Source organism: Acinetobacter sp. 797_lipA, from assembly GCF_058243025.1.
Map to the genome: position 1 here is coordinate 472,127 of NZ_JBZAYQ010000001.1, position 18,576 is coordinate 490,702.

Annotated in this window: 12 protein-coding genes, 2 tRNA genes and 3 rRNA genes; 13 read left to right on the plus strand and 4 right to left on the minus strand. The window is 43.6% G+C overall.

What is annotated here, in order from left to right; translation table 11 throughout:
• Positions 1–28 precede the first annotated feature (28 nt).
• Positions 29–1,486, minus strand: a complete 1,458-nt coding sequence (gene miaB / locus AC4CU2_RS02290) for a tRNA (N6-isopentenyl adenosine(37)-C2)-methylthiotransferase MiaB (RefSeq protein WP_078426188.1) — start codon at positions 1,484–1,486, stop codon at positions 29–31.
• 311 nt (positions 1,487–1,797) lie between these two features.
• On the opposite strand from miaB, the gene AC4CU2_RS02295 reads away from it, so the two are divergent.
• From AC4CU2_RS02295 to AC4CU2_RS02315, 5 genes are all read left to right on the plus strand, one after another.
• The gene (locus AC4CU2_RS02295; protein ID WP_490768216.1) at positions 1,798–3,765 is read left to right on the plus strand and encodes a lytic transglycosylase domain-containing protein; all 1,968 of its coding nucleotides are present in this window, start codon (positions 1,798–1,800) and stop codon (positions 3,763–3,765) included.
• Positions 3,766–3,783: 18 nt separating this feature from the next.
• Positions 3,784–4,446, plus strand: coding sequence for a ribonuclease T2 family protein (locus AC4CU2_RS02300; protein WP_004691227.1), 663 nt, complete (start codon positions 3,784–3,786; stop codon positions 4,444–4,446).
• 169 nt (positions 4,447–4,615) lie between these two features.
• Positions 4,616–5,602, plus strand: a complete 987-nt coding sequence (locus AC4CU2_RS02305; RefSeq protein WP_004691225.1) for a malate dehydrogenase — start codon at positions 4,616–4,618, stop codon at positions 5,600–5,602.
• A 174-nt stretch (positions 5,603–5,776) separates the two neighbouring features.
• Positions 5,777–6,037: a DUF2789 family protein gene (locus AC4CU2_RS02310; protein ID WP_004691222.1), complete on the plus strand. Its 261-nt coding sequence runs from the start codon at positions 5,777–5,779 to the stop codon at positions 6,035–6,037.
• 105 nt (positions 6,038–6,142) lie between these two features.
• Positions 6,143–6,400 (plus strand): DUF2789 family protein, encoded by a 258-nt coding sequence (locus tag AC4CU2_RS02315; protein ID WP_004691219.1) that lies wholly within the window; start codon positions 6,143–6,145, stop codon positions 6,398–6,400.
• Positions 6,401–6,486: 86 nt separating this feature from the next.
• On the opposite strand, the gene AC4CU2_RS02320 is transcribed toward AC4CU2_RS02315, so the two are convergent.
• On the minus strand, positions 6,487–7,014 hold the full coding sequence (locus AC4CU2_RS02320; RefSeq protein WP_004691217.1) for a hypothetical protein: 528 nt from the start codon (positions 7,012–7,014) through the stop codon (positions 6,487–6,489).
• A gap of 72 nt (positions 7,015–7,086) precedes the next feature.
• The gene (locus AC4CU2_RS02325; RefSeq protein WP_004691216.1) at positions 7,087–7,689 is read right to left on the minus strand and encodes a 2OG-Fe(II) oxygenase; all 603 of its coding nucleotides are present in this window, start codon (positions 7,687–7,689) and stop codon (positions 7,087–7,089) included.
• Positions 7,690–7,807: 118 nt separating this feature from the next.
• On the opposite strand from AC4CU2_RS02325, the gene AC4CU2_RS02330 reads away from it, so the two are divergent.
• From AC4CU2_RS02330 to rrf, 8 genes are all read left to right on the plus strand, one after another.
• Positions 7,808–8,665, plus strand: coding sequence for a 23S rRNA (adenine(2030)-N(6))-methyltransferase RlmJ (locus AC4CU2_RS02330; RefSeq protein ID WP_004691214.1), 858 nt, complete (start codon positions 7,808–7,810; stop codon positions 8,663–8,665).
• Positions 8,666–8,708: 43 nt separating this feature from the next.
• Positions 8,709–9,539, plus strand: a complete 831-nt coding sequence (pssA, locus tag AC4CU2_RS02335; RefSeq protein ID WP_058870331.1) for a CDP-diacylglycerol--serine O-phosphatidyltransferase — start codon at positions 8,709–8,711, stop codon at positions 9,537–9,539.
• A gap of 27 nt (positions 9,540–9,566) precedes the next feature.
• The gene (locus tag AC4CU2_RS02340) at positions 9,567–10,640 is read left to right on the plus strand and encodes a DUF6670 family protein (RefSeq protein WP_490768217.1); all 1,074 of its coding nucleotides are present in this window, start codon (positions 9,567–9,569) and stop codon (positions 10,638–10,640) included.
• 437 nt (positions 10,641–11,077) lie between these two features.
• Positions 11,078–12,615 (plus strand): 16S ribosomal RNA (locus AC4CU2_RS02345).
• A gap of 61 nt (positions 12,616–12,676) precedes the next feature.
• Positions 12,677–12,753 (plus strand) — tRNA-Ile (locus AC4CU2_RS02350).
• Between the two features lie 68 nt (positions 12,754–12,821).
• Positions 12,822–12,897, plus strand: a tRNA-Ala gene (locus tag AC4CU2_RS02355).
• A gap of 395 nt (positions 12,898–13,292) precedes the next feature.
• Positions 13,293–16,186 (plus strand): 23S ribosomal RNA (locus AC4CU2_RS02360).
• A 175-nt stretch (positions 16,187–16,361) separates the two neighbouring features.
• A 5S ribosomal RNA gene (gene rrf, locus AC4CU2_RS02365) occupies positions 16,362–16,476 on the plus strand.
• The 16S, 23S and 5S rRNA genes sit together here with 2 tRNA genes alongside, the layout of an rRNA operon.
• Positions 16,477–17,105: 629 nt before the next feature.
• Here rrf and AC4CU2_RS02370 read toward each other — a convergent pair.
• Positions 17,106–18,482, minus strand: coding sequence for a dihydrolipoyl dehydrogenase (locus AC4CU2_RS02370; protein ID WP_490769200.1), 1,377 nt, complete (start codon positions 18,480–18,482; stop codon positions 17,106–17,108).
• Between the last annotated feature and the right edge of the window lie 94 nt (positions 18,483–18,576).

Consider the following 18,576-nt stretch of genomic DNA (forward strand, 5'->3'; position numbering starts at 1 on the left):
TTAAGTAGTCAGAATCTATTCCCTTACATTACGCCACGTCAGGCTCAAGATTCAAGAGTTCACCATAAACAAAATTCAAAGTTTTAATCTCTGTCACTTCGATTTCAGCGAAACGTCCGACCCATGCTGCATCACCAATAAAACTCACATAACGAGTGTTATCCGCCGTGCCAATCAGTAGGTTTGGATCTTTGTCTGAAACTTTCTCGACCAAAACGCGTTGAATGGTGCCGAGCATGGCATCGGTCTTGTCAATACTTGAGCGTTTGATCCATTTTTGAACTTTACTGAGGCGTTCTTTTTTCACGTCTTCAGAGGTGGTGTCCTCAAGATCAGACGCAGGTGTACCCGGACGTTTTGAATAGACAAAACTGTAGGAATGGTCGAAGTCCATATCTTTGATGAATTGATAGGTTTCTTCAAAGTGCGCATCGGTTTCACCCGGGAAACCAATGATGAAGTCACTTGATAAATGCATATCTGGACGAACTTTGCGTAATTTGGCAATTTTGTCGATATACACATCAATGGTGTGGTTCCGCTTCATGGCTTGCAATACATCGTTTGAGCCGCTTTGTACGGGCAAATGTAGATGCGATACCATTTGTGGTAGATCACGGTAACATTCAATTAAGTCATCATTAAACTCAAGTGGATGTGAGGTGGTGTAGCGCAAACGCCCAATCCCCGGAATTTCTGCAACCAGACGTAACAAGTCTGCAAAAGTACAGATATTGCCTTCGAACGTTTCACCGCGGTAACCATTGACGTTTTGACCCAACAAAGAAATCTCACGGACACCTTTTTCGGCTAAGGTGGCAATTTCTGCTAAAACATCATCCAGCGGGCGAGAAACTTCTTCACCACGGGTGTAGGGCACTACACAGAATGAACAATATTTTGAACAACCTTCCATAATTGAAACAAAAGCCTTGTAACCTTCCACACGCGGTTCAGGTAAAAAGTCGAATTTTTCAATGTCCGGGAAAGAAATATCCACCAATTTGATTTTTTCTTTCTTGGGTTTTTCGATTTGATCAAAGTGCTGATCCAGCATTTGTGGTAAGCGGTGCAAGGTTTGCGGGCCAAAAATCATGTCGACATAGTTGGCACGTTTTTGAATGTTGTCACCCTCTTGAGAGGCCACACAACCACCGACACCAATGATCAGGTCTGGATTTTTGTCTTTCAGCTTGCGCCAGCGACCCAATTCAGAAAACACTTTTTCTTGGGCTTTTTCACGAATCGAGCAGGTATTCATCAGTAGAATATCGGCTTCTTTCGGATCTTGGGTCAGCACATAACCGTGCGAGTCGCCAAGTAAGTCTGCCATACGGTGACTGTCATACTCATTCATCTGACACCCTTGCGTTTCGATATACAGTTTTTTAACTGATCCATCGATGGCTGGGGTGTGCTGTGGCTGGGTAACAGTGTTTTCTGAAGCAGCTTGGGCACCATTTGGAATGAAGGTTTGAACCGTCATGTAGGCTCCTAAGGGGGGGATAAATCTAGGTTTTTGTGTCTGATCGGTATCTGTGGCGGCGAAAGCAGAGCTTGAATGGCGACAAAAAAGGACGATCAAACACCATGTGAAATCTACGAAAGGCGCATATTTTAGCAGGAAATCTAAATAAACTTATAGCTTTAAATCTGAAGCTAAAAAGATTGATTTGTGAAGTGAAAATGCAGGAAAATTAATATTGTCTAATCATAAGGTTACATAAGAGAACAATAGAGTCTGTTATGAGTTATTAAACTAATGAAAATGATGAGACGAGACTAGGCAATCCAAAGATGACTGAAGGCAAACCCATGTTAAAACGATTACAGAATAAATATTATCAAGTGTTTGCGTTGGGTGTGGCTGCCTTGGGTCTATCGGCAGCGACACATGCCGCAGATGAACAATTTAATGATGCCTTGCGTGCAGCAAATGCAGGCAATGTTGGTTTATTACAGCAATATCAAAGCAGTATGCAGGGTGATGTGCTGGGCTATTATCCTGAATACTGGGTGCTTAACAGTAATTTGGCGTTGCAACCTGCGGCGAATATTGTCAATTTTGCACAGCGCTATCCGCAATCTGCTATGGCTGAGAAGTTAGCAGCAGATTACATCGAAGAAAAAGTCAAAATGGCAGACTTTGCTTCTGCGCAGCCAGTATTGGCCTATGTGTCCAATGCAGATCGCGCAGAAAGCTGTGCTATGGCGCAAGTCCATGCCAAGTCAGGCGATCCTTTGGTTTTTGCCGAATATAAAGATGTTTGGCTCACCACTAATTCACAACCTGAATCTTGTACAGGGCTAGGCCGCATGATGTTGTCTAGTCCACTGATGACGGAACAAGACAAACAACAACGCCTATGGGCACAGCTGCGTGCAGGGCAGTCAGGTCAATCGATTGCAACCGCACAAACCATTGGCATGAATCTGTCTTTGGCGCAGCTGAATAGCATTCAAGCCGATCCACTGAACTATCTATGGTCCGCACCGAAAGCGTCGGCGGCAGATCAAGCATATTTAATTTATGCCATTGGCCGTTTAGCCGACAGTGATCTAAATACTGCACTGGCGTCGGTCAAGCGTGCTGCAGAGAGTACACCTGAGTCGGTGCAAAAAGCATTGTACCGCGCTGTGGGGTATATCGGTGGCACAACCGTTATGAAAAACAATTTTAATGTGGAAGTGTTGCAAGCCTTCGATCGGAGCTATGGTTTAGCACTGAGTGAAGAAGAAGCTGAAATCTATGCACGCCAAGCCATTCGTTTCGGCGCATGGGAGAGTGTCATTCGTGCCATTGATGGCATGAGTGTGACGCAAAAACAAGAAGATCGCTGGCAATATTGGCTAGCCCGCGCTTCAGAACAACGTGGTGATGCAAAGTCAAAAGCACTGGCGCGCGAGATCTTCAAAAAAATGTCAGTAGGTGACGATTATCATAACTTATTGGCAAAAGATCGTATTGGTCAGCGTTATCAAACAATTCCAGCCAATACCCAACCGAGCAATGCGGATGCGCAGCGTTTGAGTCAAGATATTCACTTTAGCCGTGCTTTTGCACTGCGCAACGTCAATGCGCCAGACAATTATGTTAACCGTGAATGGAATTGGGCCGTTCGACAAGCTTATTTAAAACAAGATGATGGCTTAATTTTGGCTGCTGCTAAACGTGCCACAGAAATGGGATGGTATGACCGCGCGATCTATGCAGCAGATCGAACCGTCAAGCAGCATAACTACAGTTATCGTTATGCCATGCCGCATCAAAGCTATGTGGTCAGCCATAGTCGCAATGCAGGCATAGATCCTGCATGGGCGTATGGGTTAATGCGCCAAGAAAGCCGATTTGTTACCCATGCTCGCTCGCATGTTGGGGCAGGTGGTTTGATGCAAATCATGCCGGATACGGCAAAACTGGTCGCTAGACAAATGGGTGAAACCTATAATCCTGCTGCACTGAGTGATATGAATACCAATGTTCGTTATGGCACATTCTACTTGTCCATGATTCAAAGCCAATTAAGTAATAGTCCTGTACTTGCCACAGCAGGTTATAACGCAGGGCCAAATCGTGCGCGCCGTTGGCAGCCTGAAAATCAGCCGATTGCGGCGGACCAATACACAGAAAGTATTCCTCTGACTGAAACTCGTGATTACGTCAAGCATGTCATGAGTAATGCGACCCATTATGGTGTTCTGCTTGGACAGGGACCACAGTCAATCACCCAGCGCATGCAAAATATCCCTTTTAGAAGTCAATGATAAAGGCCTAGGCATTTTATGGTTTTGATGTCATCCCAATCAGTCTTAACGCAAAAGCTTCTGCTGTTGATCAGCAGCGGCATAGCTATGGGATTTTTTGCGACATCAGCCCATGCAACACCGACCGTGTTTGGCTATGTGATGGAAGTTCAAATGACACCCGCCGTGTGTTTGTTCGATAACCAAGGCTCAAAGAAACGGAAATGTTTGGAAGGCTATTCGCTCAACATCACTGGCTTGTATCCTGAAACTACAACACGAGAGTGTCAGACCAATTCCTCAGCAGTGCTGTCACCACTTCAGGCCAAAGTGGTGGCTAGGGTGATGCCCGATGAGCATGCACGTCGCCAATTGTGGGCAGAGATTGGGGGGTGTGTGCCGATGAGTGCCAGTCAATATTTTCGTAACGTGATTAATTATGCAGAACGTTTAAAAATTCCCGCAGATTTGACTTCATCTGAAAATAAAACCGCGCAACTGCATAGCTTACGTGGACAGTTCCAACGTTTGAATCCTGGACTACCTGCAAGCGGGCTGCGTTTTAGCTGCCGTACTCACCGTCAAACCAATATTTTGACCGAAGTCAAGGTCTGTTATAAACCCAATGGTCAGTACAAAGGTTGTGCAGAGAATATACAAGAAAACTGCCCAAATTCTTTTGCGATCAAGGGTTCTTACTAATCTCTTTCCCTAAATTAATTTATATTTCCTATCATACTTTTGTTGGAATTCATTCTCTTTTACATGCATCTGCCAAAGTATTGGAGTACAATCTTTGCCGTTTATGATTATTAAGATTAGATAGAACAGCTATTTAATCATATAACGTTCCTCAAATGGAGATAAGTACATGAAGCAACCTGTTCGCGTTGCCGTTACTGGCGCTGCTGGTCAAATCGGTTATAGCCTATTATTCCGTATCGCTAGTGGCGAAATGTTAGGTAAAGACCAACCAGTTATTCTGCAATTGTTAGAAGTTCCTTTTGAGAAAGCTCAAGCTGCGCTTAAAGGCGTAATGATGGAATTAGACGACTGTGCTTTCCCATTATTGGCTGGCATGATCGGTACTGATGATCCAAAAGTTGCATTTAAAGATGCTGACTACGCGTTATTGGTTGGTTCACGTCCACGTGGTCCTGGTATGGAACGTGCTGACTTATTGAAAGTGAACGGTGAAATCTTCATCGGTCAAGGTCAAGCACTAAACGAAGTTGCTAGCCGTGACGTTAAAGTACTTGTTGTAGGTAACCCTGCAAATACAAATGCTTACATCGCAATGAAATCTGCTCCAGATCTTCCAGCGAAAAACTTCACAGCAATGTTACGTCTTGACCACAACCGTGCGTTGACTCAAATTGCTCAAAAAGCGGGTGTTGCTGTAGCAGACATCAAAAACATGACTGTTTGGGGTAACCACTCTCCAACGATGTATGCTGACTACCGTTTTGCAACTGTAAACGGCGAAAGCTTAAAAGACAAAATCAACGATGCTGACTGGAACGCGAATGTATTCCTTCCAACTGTTGGTAAACGTGGTGCTGCGATTATCGAAGCGCGTGGTTTGTCTTCAGCTGCTTCAGCTGCGAACGCTGCTATCGACCATATGCGCGATTGGGCGCTTGGCACAAATGGCGAATGGGTAACGATGGGTATTCCTTCTGACGGTTCTTATGGTATTCCTGAAGGCGTAATGTATGGTGTTCCTGTAACTTGCGAAAATGGCGAATACACACGTGTTGAAGGCCTAGAAATCGATGCGTTCAGCCGTGAACGTATGGACAAAACTCTTCAAGAACTTGAAGAAGAGCGCGCAGCAATTGCTGACATGCTTAAATAATTAAAAACCGATCTGTTCAAGATCTGTTTTGAAAAAGCACTCCGTTTGGGGTGCTTTTTTTATATGGGTAGTGTGTTGAACAAAAAATAACATGCTGTGATGTAGATACAACTGAGCGTAGAAGGGCAAAGGTTTATTCTAAAAGGGCATGATCAGGGCTTGAGGAGAATAATGATGTTTGACCAACAACCGACTTTAGAACTTTTATTTGAACAATTGGGGCTTGATGCGAGTGCAGAAGCAATCGATCAGTTTATTGAAACACACCAACTTACTTCAGATGTTCCATTGCATAAAGCACCCTTTTGGTCAAAAGCACAACATGACTTCATTATCAGTAATTGGAAAAAAGATGATGAATGGGCAATGGTGGTCGACCTGTTAAATGAACAATTGCATACAGAACATACGCTTTCAGGTTCGTGTCATTTATAATCACAAATTGAAACAACAAACCTAGTTTTATGACTAGGTTTTTTTAGAAAATACATATAAGTTAATTTAATAATAATTGACAATAGTATTGATAAGGAGGCCGAGATGCTCAGTCAACATAAACCATCCTTAGAGCTTTTATTTTCGCAACTGGGACTCGCCAATAGTGCGGCTGCCATCGAGTTATATATTCGTACGCATCAACTTCCTGCTCATCAATCTTTACACGACGCACCGTTTTGGAATTCCGCACAACGTGCGCTATTAATCAGTCATTTGGTTCAAGATGATGATTGGGCAATTATGGTTGATGAACTCAATCAACAGCTACATCTTGATGCTTATAAACTTCAAACTGCCTAAATTGATTTTATGCCATTGTCATTTGAATAGTAGAATTGACCCATAAAAAAAACGCCTGATTTCAGGCGTTTTTTTATTTGTACATTTTAGTGCAATTTACTTTGCATCAGCTTGATAAACCAATCTTCTTGATGAAGGTCAACAAAAGCGGCATGTTCACGCAGTAAAACGAAATCAAACTCGGTACTTTTCGCATATTTGCCAAGCCAGTGTCGTGCCAATGCCGACTCTTTTCTACTGACCGAGGCATAGGCCAAAAATAGGTAAATATCGCCCTGACCATAGCTGGTCAGTGGTTTTAAAATTTGCTGTGTAATTAGTGCAAAGCGATCTTCTTTGGTGATTTCAAAGTACAGCATATAAGCCTTTGCAAGGTGCAAAGACAAATTGAGGTACAAAGACAGAGGCATTTCCTCAAACTCAATTCGACCTTGCTCAAGTAATACCACCGCTTCTTGTAAAAAGTGGACTTGCTCTTGACGTAGTTGGCTTAGTGTGACCAACTGTAAGCGCAAATCAGCACGCTCAAGGGCTAATTCAGGGCTATTGCCTTGTAGGTAGAGTTGATCTGTTTCACCAATACGCTGAATAATTTGTTGACTGCTGGCACGCATCGGTTACATCCTCATCAATTGATGTTCAGTATATGAGGATACTTCTTACAATTTAAAGTCTTTTTGCTTGAATCACAGGATTGTACTGTCACTCCGTAACCACCCAGTAATCGATAAACGCTGATGTTTGGCTTCTAAAACCTCATGCAGTAAGTCACTTTGAAACAATGCAATACGATTCGGTTTAGGTTGTAGTACATGCCAAATGTCATTTTTATCTTGTAGATGAAGTTCACCGCCCCAACCGTCTTGCCAGTCTTCGTGTAAATAATAAACCGTAGAAATCATGCGGCCATTTTTGCCTTGAGGGTTATCACGGTGCAGGGCATAAAACTCGCCAGCGTTATAGCAAGCAAAATGTGCTTCGACGTCTCGAATACCAAGATAAAAGGCACGATTTAGTTCCTGACCCAAACTATAAAGGGCTTGAACATGTTGATGGGAAATAACGAGCTCGGGATTGAGCCATAAAATGTGATCACTACGGATCTTGCTGATGACACCGTTTTGAATAGCGGCTTCACGAAAGCGGTTTAAGTTCGAAGTACATTCTTCAATGAGTTGATGTACATAGTCATTAGAATAGGCGTCATCAATGATGGCAAAACCATGTTGATCTAAATCATCTAGGATTTGATCAACATTCCAATACTTTGGGAGAAGAACTGCTTCCATTACATTATTAACCTAAAAAAGACAAAGAAAAGCCACGGTTATTCTAGTGTATGAAAGCAATCTGAACGAAACTATTTTTCATGCTAAAATACTCATTGATTTTAGGAATGATAGAAACATGAATTACCGTCACCACTTCCATGCAGGTAACTTTGCAGATGTCATGAAGCATGTCCTTTTGCTTCAGATTTTGACTCGCCTCAATCAAAAAGATAAACCGTATCGTTATATTGATACGCATGGCGGTGCTGGTAAATATGATTTATCAACTTCAGAAGCACAAAAGTCGGGTGAGTTTTTAAATGGTATTCACCGTTTAGTAAAACTTGATGACTCGATTAAGCGTAATGCACCTGAGGGTGTTCAGCAGTATTTAAAAATTGTTGAAAAAATGCGTGAAGGTTCAGGTAAAGGCGCTTATCCAGGTTCGCCGTGGTTTGCATTGGAAGGCATGCGCGAAATCGATAAAGCCACCATTTTTGAAATGCAGCGTGATGTATTCCAACAGTTGTATTACAACGTTCGTGATAAACGCGCAGGCTTACATGAGCGCGATGCATATGAAGGGCTATTTGGTGTTATTCCACCCAAAGAAAAACGCGGATTGGTGATGATTGATCCACCTTATGAAGTGGAGCGTAAAGATTTCCCTCAATTGGTTGATCTCATAGCGACTGCATATAAAAAATGGCCAACGGGTGTGTTTGCAATTTGGTATCCAATCAAAGACCGTGCCATGATTGATCGTTTTGAAAAGAAAATGATTAAAACCGGTATTCGCCGTCAGTTGATCTGTGAAGTATGTGTTTGGCCAGATGACACTCCAGTGGGCTTAAACGGTTGTGGTCTATTGGTGATTAACCCACCTTGGAAGTTTTCTGAAGATGCAGATGAAGCGCTACAATGGTTATTCCCACATTTGCGTATGAGTGAAAATGGTGGTCATGCTGCTGTTCGTTGGTTAGTTGGCGAATAAAGATAGACTATAAGAGAAAAGGCTACATTAGGATCGACAGAGAATGACAAATATAAATAAACCTGAAAGCGAATCTTCACCCCGCAGTACGCCTACTTTTGATGGGATTACTTTTGAGGTAGAAGAAGAAGAGCACACACAGGAAGGTCAAAAAGTAAAACGTCGAGGTATTTATTTGTGGCCGAACCTGATTACAACGGCAGCGTTGTTGTCAGGCTTTTATTCCATCATTGCCAGTATGAATGGCAACTTCCAGCAAGCGATTTATGCCATTTTCTTGGCAGCGTTATTGGATGGCTTGGACGGCCGTGTTGCACGAGCAATTGGTGCGCAGAGTGCTTTTGGTGAGCAGTATGATTCTTTATCTGATCTATTGGCATTCGGTGTTGCACCCGCTATTTTGATGTATAGCTGGAGTTTGGATTCGCTCGGTCGTATAGGTTTGGCGTGTTGCTTTGTCTACACCGCCTGTGCTGCGTTCCGTCTAGCTCGTTTTAATGTGCAAATCGGTGTGGTCGATAAGCGTTACTTTATTGGTGTAGCTAGTCCACTTGCTGCGATTATTATTATTTCATTGGTTTGGGTCGGACTCGATTTCCCCGAAATTTTTGATATTCGTGAGCGGGGGATTCAAGCCATTAGCGCAGCAGTGATTGTGTCTGTCGGACTCCTCATGATTTCGAATATTAAATATTATTCATTTAAAACGGTAGATCGTAAGCGAGTACCATTTTTTGTCCTTCCTATCGCGGTCTTTATTTTTGCTGCAATGACTTACAATATTCCTGTGGGTATTTTAGTTATTTCCTTGATTTATGCATTATCTGGCTTTATTACTACGTTTTTAGCACGACGTCAGCAAAGCCCATCATGAGTTAATGATATGTAGAAGGAGTATGATATGTGGTTGTTTCAAGATTTTCTCGATCAGTCTAAACAACTTAATCAGGCTCCTTCACGGTCACTTCCTGCTTATCACCCACCCAATAAAAAATATAAAATTATTCATCAAGCTTTAACCATTCCCAATCTTCCTGCACCATTACATTATTTAAATTTTTTGAGCATGATTGGTCAGCCCAATACGCCCATGTTTCGGAATAACAGTGCAATCAGAACTACACCCTTAGATACCGCTACTGTATTGGCCAGCAGTAGTCCACATATGGCAGGGCAACTGAACCGCTATTCAATTTCTGCGGAATGTTCATTTCAGGAAAAAACATTTAAATTTGCCAATAAAGAACAGCTCATGGGAGCATTCCCAAAATTTCAAATTCAAAGAAAAGATACAGAATTGAGTTTTGAGATTGAAATAACAACAACACCACTGATTTCACATTTCACCAAATTGCGTTTTGGTCTTGCCGAGCATTGGTCTGTATTGTGTCGATGTCAGGGAGAAGTTAAATATAAAGAACAGCGCTATGACATTGACCAGTTAGGGGCTTTTGAATACGCGCGCAGTATCGACTTTAGTTATTTACCCTTAGCATTTTTCACATATCAAGTCATTAATCTGGTGGATCAGCGTCAGCTATTATTAGAACAAATTCGAGATTCGTTTAATCGAATTGTACAGTCACGTATCTATATACGTGATTTGCAAAAACAACAAACCCATATGTTTGATCGGATGGTGCGCTTTCAAGTTCATCGTGTTTATCCTGCTGTGAAAACCCCTAATGGGCAAAAAATGTATTTACCGCGAGAGTTTGAATGGCATTATCAAGACGAGCTGGGACATCACATTCATCTTTACGCGCAAAGTCGTGGTGATTTTAAATTTGGTTTGGCTGCGGGTTATGTGGGTAGCTTTAAATATCAACTCAAAATGGATAATTATGAAGAGCATGGCGAAAGTGGTTATTGTGAATATGTGGATTGTCGTGCATTAAAGTGGCAAGAAAAAAAATCGCAAGAAAAAAATCGAAATGAAATTGGAGAAATTGTTCCCTTTTCACTCAAAAAATAAGAAAAAATCGTAATTTTGCTGAATAAGTAAACAGTTGGAGATTTTTTTATAAATAATTAAGGTAAGGGGGTTGTGTTGGGTGTGAAATGCTGTAGAATGCACATCCATCGGCGGTGATGTTGATTAAAACTTGTTGAGAAACAAGGATTTAGCCCAAGCGGTAGAATCTGAAAGCCTTGAATAAGTTTGAAAATAATTAACAAAACCAGTTGACTTTCTCTGGAAAGAGAGTAGTATAGCCGACCTAGCTTGCTGATGACGAATCAGCAAGAAGATCATTAAGAGATTATGAAGAACAACTTGTGTGGATTTTTACTGATTGATCGATCGAAAATATTTCATTGATTGATGGTAGAAATTACTCGAAGTTTATTTGAGAAATATTTGTCAGAAAATTGATGAGCCAAGATTTGTAGCCATAAGCTACTAATGATTTTTAACTGAAGAGTTTGATCATGGCTCAGATTGAACGCTGGCGGCAGGCTTAACACATGCAAGTCGAGCGGGGTGATGTAGCTTGCTACATTACCTAGCGGCGGACGGGTGAGTAATGCTTAGGAATCTGCCTATTAGTGGGGGACAACATTCCGAAAGGAATGCTAATACCGCATACGCCCTACGGGGGAAAGCAGGGGATCTTCGGACCTTGCGCTAATAGATGAGCCTAAGTCAGATTAGCTAGTTGGTGGGGTAAAGGCCTACCAAGGCGACGATCTGTAGCGGGTCTGAGAGGATGATCCGCCACACTGGGACTGAGACACGGCCCAGACTCCTACGGGAGGCAGCAGTGGGGAATATTGGACAATGGGCGCAAGCCTGATCCAGCCATGCCGCGTGTGTGAAGAAGGCCTTTTGGTTGTAAAGCACTTTAAGCGAGGAGGAGGCTACTTGGATTAATACTCTAGGATAGTGGACGTTACTCGCAGAATAAGCACCGGCTAACTCTGTGCCAGCAGCCGCGGTAATACAGAGGGTGCGAGCGTTAATCGGATTTACTGGGCGTAAAGCGTGCGTAGGCGGCTTTTTAAGTCGGATGTGAAATCCCTGAGCTTAACTTAGGAATTGCATTCGATACTGGGAAGCTAGAGTATGGGAGAGGATGGTAGAATTCCAGGTGTAGCGGTGAAATGCGTAGAGATCTGGAGGAATACCGATGGCGAAGGCAGCCATCTGGCCTAATACTGACGCTGAGGTACGAAAGCATGGGGAGCAAACAGGATTAGATACCCTGGTAGTCCATGCCGTAAACGATGTCTACTAGCCGTTGGGGCCTTTGAGGCTTTAGTGGCGCAGCTAACGCGATAAGTAGACCGCCTGGGGAGTACGGTCGCAAGACTAAAACTCAAATGAATTGACGGGGGCCCGCACAAGCGGTGGAGCATGTGGTTTAATTCGATGCAACGCGAAGAACCTTACCTGGTCTTGACATAGTAAGAACTTTCCAGAGATGGATTGGTGCCTTCGGGAACTTACATACAGGTGCTGCATGGCTGTCGTCAGCTCGTGTCGTGAGATGTTGGGTTAAGTCCCGCAACGAGCGCAACCCTTTTCCTTATTTGCCAGCGGGTTAAGCCGGGAACTTTAAGGATACTGCCAGTGACAAACTGGAGGAAGGCGGGGACGACGTCAAGTCATCATGGCCCTTACGACCAGGGCTACACACGTGCTACAATGGTCGGTACAAAGGGTTGCTACCTAGCGATAGGATGCTAATCTCAAAAAGCCGATCGTAGTCCGGATTGGAGTCTGCAACTCGACTCCATGAAGTCGGAATCGCTAGTAATCGCGGATCAGAATGCCGCGGTGAATACGTTCCCGGGCCTTGTACACACCGCCCGTCACACCATGGGAATTTGTTGCACCAGAAGTAGGTAGTCTAACCGCAAGGAGGACGCTTACCACGGTGTGGCCGATGACTGGGGTGAAGTCGTAACAAGGTAGCCGTAGGGGAACCTGCGGCTGGATCACCTCCTTAACGAAAGATTGACGATTGGTAAGAATCCACAACAAGTTGTTCTTCATGACGATGTATCTGAGGGTCTGTAGCTCAGTTGGTTAGAGCACACGCTTGATAAGCGTGGGGTCACAAGTTCAAGTCTTGTCAGACCCACCAAATCTGACTAACAAGCATTATTAAATGCTGAATACAGAAAAACAGAAACATTGACTTATTGATAAGCTGGGGACTTAGCTTAGTTGGTAGAGCGCCTGCTTTGCACGCAGGAGGTCAGGAGTTCGACTCTCCTAGTCTCCACCATATATTGTTCTTCAATATATAAGCTAAGTAGTTAGATTATAGAAATTAGTAAGAGGTAGACATTGGTTTACATTTTATTAACTTCTGTGATTTATCACAGTTTCCTGACCTGACGAAGGCTGGAAAAATCATTAACAGAATATATTTGAGTTGAAATAATTTGTTCATACTCGTTTTTAAGATCGACATTAACAGTGATTTATTACTGATTGATGAAGATTGAAGAAATGAGTTACTAGCGAAATTAACTGAATCAAGCGTTTTGGTATGTGAATTGAATTGAAGCTGTACAGTGTTTAAGTACACAGAACAACAAACTGTAAGGAAGTGATGAGAAATCATCATAGACTGTCTTAATCCTACTTGTAGGGATTAACGACTGTTTGGGGTTGTATAGTCAAGTAATTAAGTGCATGTGGTGGATGCCTTGGCAGTCAGAGGCGATGAAAGACGTAATAGCCTGCGATAAGCTCCGGGGAGGCGGCAAATATCCTGTGATCCGGAGATTTCTGAATGGGGAAACCCACCTGTCATAAGGCAGGTATCGTATGATGAATACATAGTCATACGAGGCGAACGAGGGGAAGTGAAACATCTCAGTACCCTTAGGAAAAGAAATCAATTGAGATTCCCTCAGTAGCGGCGAGCGAACGGGGAAAAGCCCATTAAGTCATATAAGTTCTAGTGGAATGCTCTGGGAAGTGCAACCATAGTGGGTGATAGTCCTGTACACGAAAGGGCTTATATGATGATGTCGAGTAGGGCGGGGCACGTGAAACCTTGTCTGAATATGGGGGGACCATCCTCCAAGGCTAAATACTCCTGACTGACCGATAGTGAACCAGTACCGTGAGGGAAAGGCGAAAAGAACCCCTGTGAGGGGAGTGAAATAGATCCTGAAACCGCATGCATACAAGCAGTGGGAGCCGACTTGTTCGGTGACTGCGTACCTTTTGTATAATGGGTCAGCGACTTACATTCAGTAGCGAGGTTAACCGCATAGGGGAGCCGTAGAGAAATCGAGTCTTAATAGGGCGTTTAGTTGCTGGGTGTAGACCCGAAACCGGGTGATCTATCCATGAGCAGGTTGAAGGTTGGGTAACACTAACTGGAGGACCGAACCCACTGTCGTTGAAAAGCCAGGGGATGACTTGTGGATAGGGGTGAAAGGCTAATCAAACTCGGTGATAGCTGGTTCTCCCCGAAAGCTATTTAGGTAGCGCCTCGGACGAATACCATTGGGGGTAGAGCACTGTTTCGGCTAGGGGGTCATCCCGACTTACCAAACCGATGCAAACTCCGAATACCAATGAGTACTATCCGGGAGACAGACTGCGGGTGCTAACGTCCGTAGTCAAGAGGAAAACAATCCAGACCGCCAGCTAAGGCCCCAAAATTATAGTTAAGTGGGAAACGATGTGGGAAGGCATAGACAGCTAGGAGGTTGGCTTAGAAGCAGCCACCCTTTAAAGAAAGCGTAATAGCTCACTAGTCGAGTCGGCCTGCGCGGAAGATGTAACGGGGCTAAAACTATATGCCGAAGCTGCGGATTTGCAATTTATTGCAAGTGGTAGGGGAGCGTTCTGTAAGCCGATGAAGGTGTATTGAGAAGTATGCTGGAGGTATCAGAAGTGCGAATGCTGACGTGAGTAACGACAATGCGAGTGAAAAACTCGCACGCTGAAAGACCAAGGGTTCCAGTCCAACGTTAATCGGGGCTGGGTGAGTCGACCCCTAAGGCGAGGCCGAGAGGCGTAGTCGATGGGAAATTGGTTAATATTCCAATACTTCTATGTAATGCGATGAGAGGACGGAGAAGGTTAAGTCAGCCTGGCGTTGGTTGTCCAGGTGGAAGGTTGTAGGCATGTATCTTAGGCAAATCCGGGGTACTGTATGCTGAGAACTGATAGCAAGCTGTACTTGTACAGTGAAGTGGCTGATACCATGCTTCCAGGAAAAGTCTCTAAGCTTCAGTTACATAGGAATCGTACCCGAAACCGACACAGGTGGTCAGGTCGAGTAGACCAAAGCGCTTGAGAGAACTCTGCTGAAGGAACTAGGCAAAATGGTACCGTAACTTCGGGAGAAGGTACGCTGCCGACGGTGATAGGATTTACTCCTTGAGCTATTGGCAGCCACAGAAACCAGGCCCCTGCAACTGTTTATTAAAAACATAGCACTCTGCAAACACGAAAGTGGACGTATAGGGTGTGATGCCTGCCCGGTGCTGGAAGGTTAATTGATGGGGTTAGCGTAAGCGAAGCTCTTGATCGAAGCCCCAGTAAACGGCGGCCGTAACTATAACGGTCCTAAGGTAGCGAAATTCCTTGTCGGGTAAGTTCCGACCTGCACGAATGGCATAATGATGGGGGCGCTGTCTCCAGCAGAGACTCAGTGAAATCGAATTCGCCGTGAAGATGCGGTGTACCCGCGGCTAGACGGAAAGACCCCGTGAACCTTTACTGCAGCTTGACATTGAACTTTGATCTTACTTGTGTAGGATAGGTGGGAGGCTTTGAAACCGAGACGCTAGTTTCGGTGGAGCCAATCTTGAAATACCACCCTGGTAATATTGAGGTTCTAACTCTGTCCCGTTATCCGGGACGAGGACCATGTCTGGTGGGTAGTTTGACTGGGGCGGTCTCCTCCTAAAGAGTAACGGAGGAGTACGAAGGTGCGCTCAGCGTGGTCGGAAATCACGCGTAGAGTATAAAGGCAAAAGCGCGCTTAACTGCGAGACCCACAAGTCGAGCAGGTACGAAAGTAGGTCTTAGTGATCCGGTGGTTCTGTATGGAAGGGCCATCGCTCAACGGATAAAAGGTACTCTGGGGATAACAGGCTGATACCGCCCAAGAGTTCATATCGACGGCGGTGTTTGGCACCTCGATGTCGGCTCATCTCATCCTGGGGCTGAAGCAGGTCCCAAGGGTATGGCTGTTCGCCATTTAAAGAGGTACGCGAGCTGGGTTTAGAACGTCGTGAGACAGTTCGGTCCCTATCTACCGTGGGCGTTGGAAATTTGAGAGGATCTGCTCCTAGTACGAGAGGACCAGAGTGGACGAACCTCTGGTGTACCGGTTGTGACGCCAGTCGCATCGCCGGGTAGCTATGTTCGGAAGGGATAACCGCTGAAAGCATCTAAGCGGGAAGCCTACCTCAAGATAAGATTTCCCTAGGACTTTATGTCCTCTAAAGAGCCGTTGAAGACTACGACGTTGATAGGTTGGATGTGGAAGCATAGTGATATGTGAAGCTGACCAATACTAATTGCTCGTGAGGCTTGACTATACAACACCCAAACAGTTGGTGTTGTGGTTCAAATCACTGCAAACAACTTGATTTAGTTATAAAGCTAGATAAAATATCCAACTCAAATATACCTGTTAATAACTCATTTGATGAAAGTTAGGCACGAAGAGCACTGCTCTGAGGTTAGACCCAACGAATAGTCATAAACAGTTGTGCTGGCGACAATAGCAAGAGTGAACCACCTGATCCCTTCCCGAACTCAGAAGTGAAACCTCTTAGCGCTGATGGTAGTGTGGAGTTATCCATGTGAGAGTAAGTCATCGCCAGCTCATTAATTCTAAATCCCCCTCCGCTTAATGCAGAGGGGGATTTTTTTATGCTGAAATACTAGGGAAGAATAAGAAGACGCGGCTAAAACATAGCCTTTAAAATTTAATAGGGAAAAATAAGAAGAAGTAAACAGATGAAAAGAGCCGAAAATAAGCTATCTATAAGGGTCTAAATGCTAAAAAGCCAGTATTTGCTGGCTTTTATGTCTTATTTACAAGAGATTATAGAGCATCTTTTAAGTTTTCTTGATGTGCTTTAACTTGTTTTGTTGGCATGCTTTCTATAATCTTAATAAATTTATTCTCTAAACAAAAGCAAGAATATGATGGAATTATTTGCCAAGTAAACAATTATTTGAAGAGAATAGCCATTTATGAACCAAAATGGATCAGGAATGACTGACTTATGTATTACAACACATGGTTTATTACGGTTATTAATGTGTTTTAGATCAGTTAAGTTACGCACTAAAATAAGAACTTTACCGCTAATCTAATAAGGTGTGTGTCTTGTAATTAAATCAACGTATGCCGCGAATGATTTATAGTTCACTGCACAGTGTTGATGAAATCGTTTAATTGCACACAGCAAACCTTATTAAAAGAATATGAATCATAAATTTCGCAGCCTACGTATCCAACTGTCGGCGTGCATGCTTTAATGCTGTTCTTAAACCTTCTTCAAGGGTTGGGTGATAAAATGGTTTTTCCAAAATCTCATCGATGGTCAGTTGCTCTGAAATCATCCATGCCAGTAAATGGGCCAAATGTTCAGTAGAGTCTGTGAGTAATTCAGCACCCAGCAACTTTCGGCTGCTTTTATCCACATATACCTCGATGGCCCCATGGTTTTTACCCAGAACTAATGCACGTCCTTGTTTAGAATAAGAGACTTCGCCGATGACAAAATCGATAGGTACACTTTGTAGTTGCTTAAAGTTTTGTCCAACCATTGCCATTTCTGGGCTACTAAACACGATACCTAAAGGCGTTAGGGTTTTACATGATTCTATAGTGGGAAAGTTCAATGCATTTTTGACCGAAACTTTACCTTCGTGTGCGGCTTCATGTTGTAGTGGAGTATCAGTATATGCATCGCCAATGATAAAAATCGGGTAGTCTGCAAGTTGTTTGCTATCAGAATCAACAGGTAAATGTTTTAAGTCTGTGAATGAGGTGTTGATATTTTCGAGTTGAAGAGTATTTAAAAGGCTGCTTCGGCCAGTGGCAACCAGTAAGTAATCAACGTTGAGTGTTTTAGGTTGACTATTTTCAGTAAAACTAATTTCAACTTGATTATTTATATACTTAACCTCTGTGGGTAAAACTTCGAACTTGATCTCAAGTTCGGTGCTAATTTCTGTTTGTGCCAACTGTTGCAATTTTGGACTAGTCAGAATCCCGACTTTACGACTACGTGCAAAGACTGTGGTATTGACGCCAAGTCGTTGCATGGCTTGCGCAAGTTCAATCGCGATGACGCCGCTTCCAATAACGGCTAAGGAGTTAGGCAAAGCATCAAGTTCAAAGATTTGATCGGAGGTGATGAGTCGATCACCGAGTTCATTCTTCCATGCTGGGTCAAAGCTAGGTGTGGAGCCTACAGCTAAAATAAAGCTTTTGGCTTGGTAGTGTTGCCCATTAACTTCGACCGTTTTTTCATCGACAAAGCGAGCACGGCCCTGTATTTTATGAGACTCAGGCCAGCTCTCTACGGTTTTAAGGGTACTATGAGTAAAGCGATCACGGAGTTTTTGTACGTGTTGCATTACCTGACTGCGGTCTATTTTTGACTCTACTTGCAATCCGACACGATCCGCATGTTGAATATCATGCATGCGATTTGCTGTAGAAATCAGGATTTTTGATGGCATACAGCCAACACGTGCACAAGTGGTGTCCCATGGCCCATCATTAATGATTAATAGATTTTGTGTGGACTTCACGGCTTGTTGGTAGGCTGTGATACCCGCAGTTCCAGCCCCAATAATAATCAGATCATACATAAGCAAACGTTTATCTAAGCGAGACATACTCTATAGTTAACATATTCAGGGCTGTAGATGATTATATTTTGTAAAAAACGGCACTAGATGCCGT

Coding starts and splice junctions, on each gene's coding strand:
- miaB (WP_078426188.1), bottom strand. CDS start 1,486: ATGACGGTTCAAACCTTCATTCCAAATGGTGCCCAAGCTGCTTCAGAA.
- AC4CU2_RS02295 (WP_490768216.1), top strand. CDS start 1,798: ATGACTGAAGGCAAACCCATGTTAAAACGATTACAGAATAAATATTAT.
- AC4CU2_RS02300 (WP_004691227.1), top strand. CDS start 3,784: ATGGTTTTGATGTCATCCCAATCAGTCTTAACGCAAAAGCTTCTGCTG.
- AC4CU2_RS02305 (WP_004691225.1), top strand. CDS start 4,616: ATGAAGCAACCTGTTCGCGTTGCCGTTACTGGCGCTGCTGGTCAAATC.
- AC4CU2_RS02310 (WP_004691222.1), top strand. CDS start 5,777: ATGTTTGACCAACAACCGACTTTAGAACTTTTATTTGAACAATTGGGG.
- AC4CU2_RS02315 (WP_004691219.1), top strand. CDS start 6,143: ATGCTCAGTCAACATAAACCATCCTTAGAGCTTTTATTTTCGCAACTG.
- AC4CU2_RS02320 (WP_004691217.1), bottom strand. CDS start 7,014: ATGCGTGCCAGCAGTCAACAAATTATTCAGCGTATTGGTGAAACAGAT.
- AC4CU2_RS02325 (WP_004691216.1), bottom strand. CDS start 7,689: ATGGAAGCAGTTCTTCTCCCAAAGTATTGGAATGTTGATCAAATCCTA.
- AC4CU2_RS02330 (WP_004691214.1), top strand. CDS start 7,808: ATGAATTACCGTCACCACTTCCATGCAGGTAACTTTGCAGATGTCATG.
- pssA (WP_058870331.1), top strand. CDS start 8,709: ATGACAAATATAAATAAACCTGAAAGCGAATCTTCACCCCGCAGTACG.
- AC4CU2_RS02340 (WP_490768217.1), top strand. CDS start 9,567: ATGTGGTTGTTTCAAGATTTTCTCGATCAGTCTAAACAACTTAATCAG.
- AC4CU2_RS02370 (WP_490769200.1), bottom strand. CDS start 18,482: ATGTATGATCTGATTATTATTGGGGCTGGAACTGCGGGTATCACAGCC.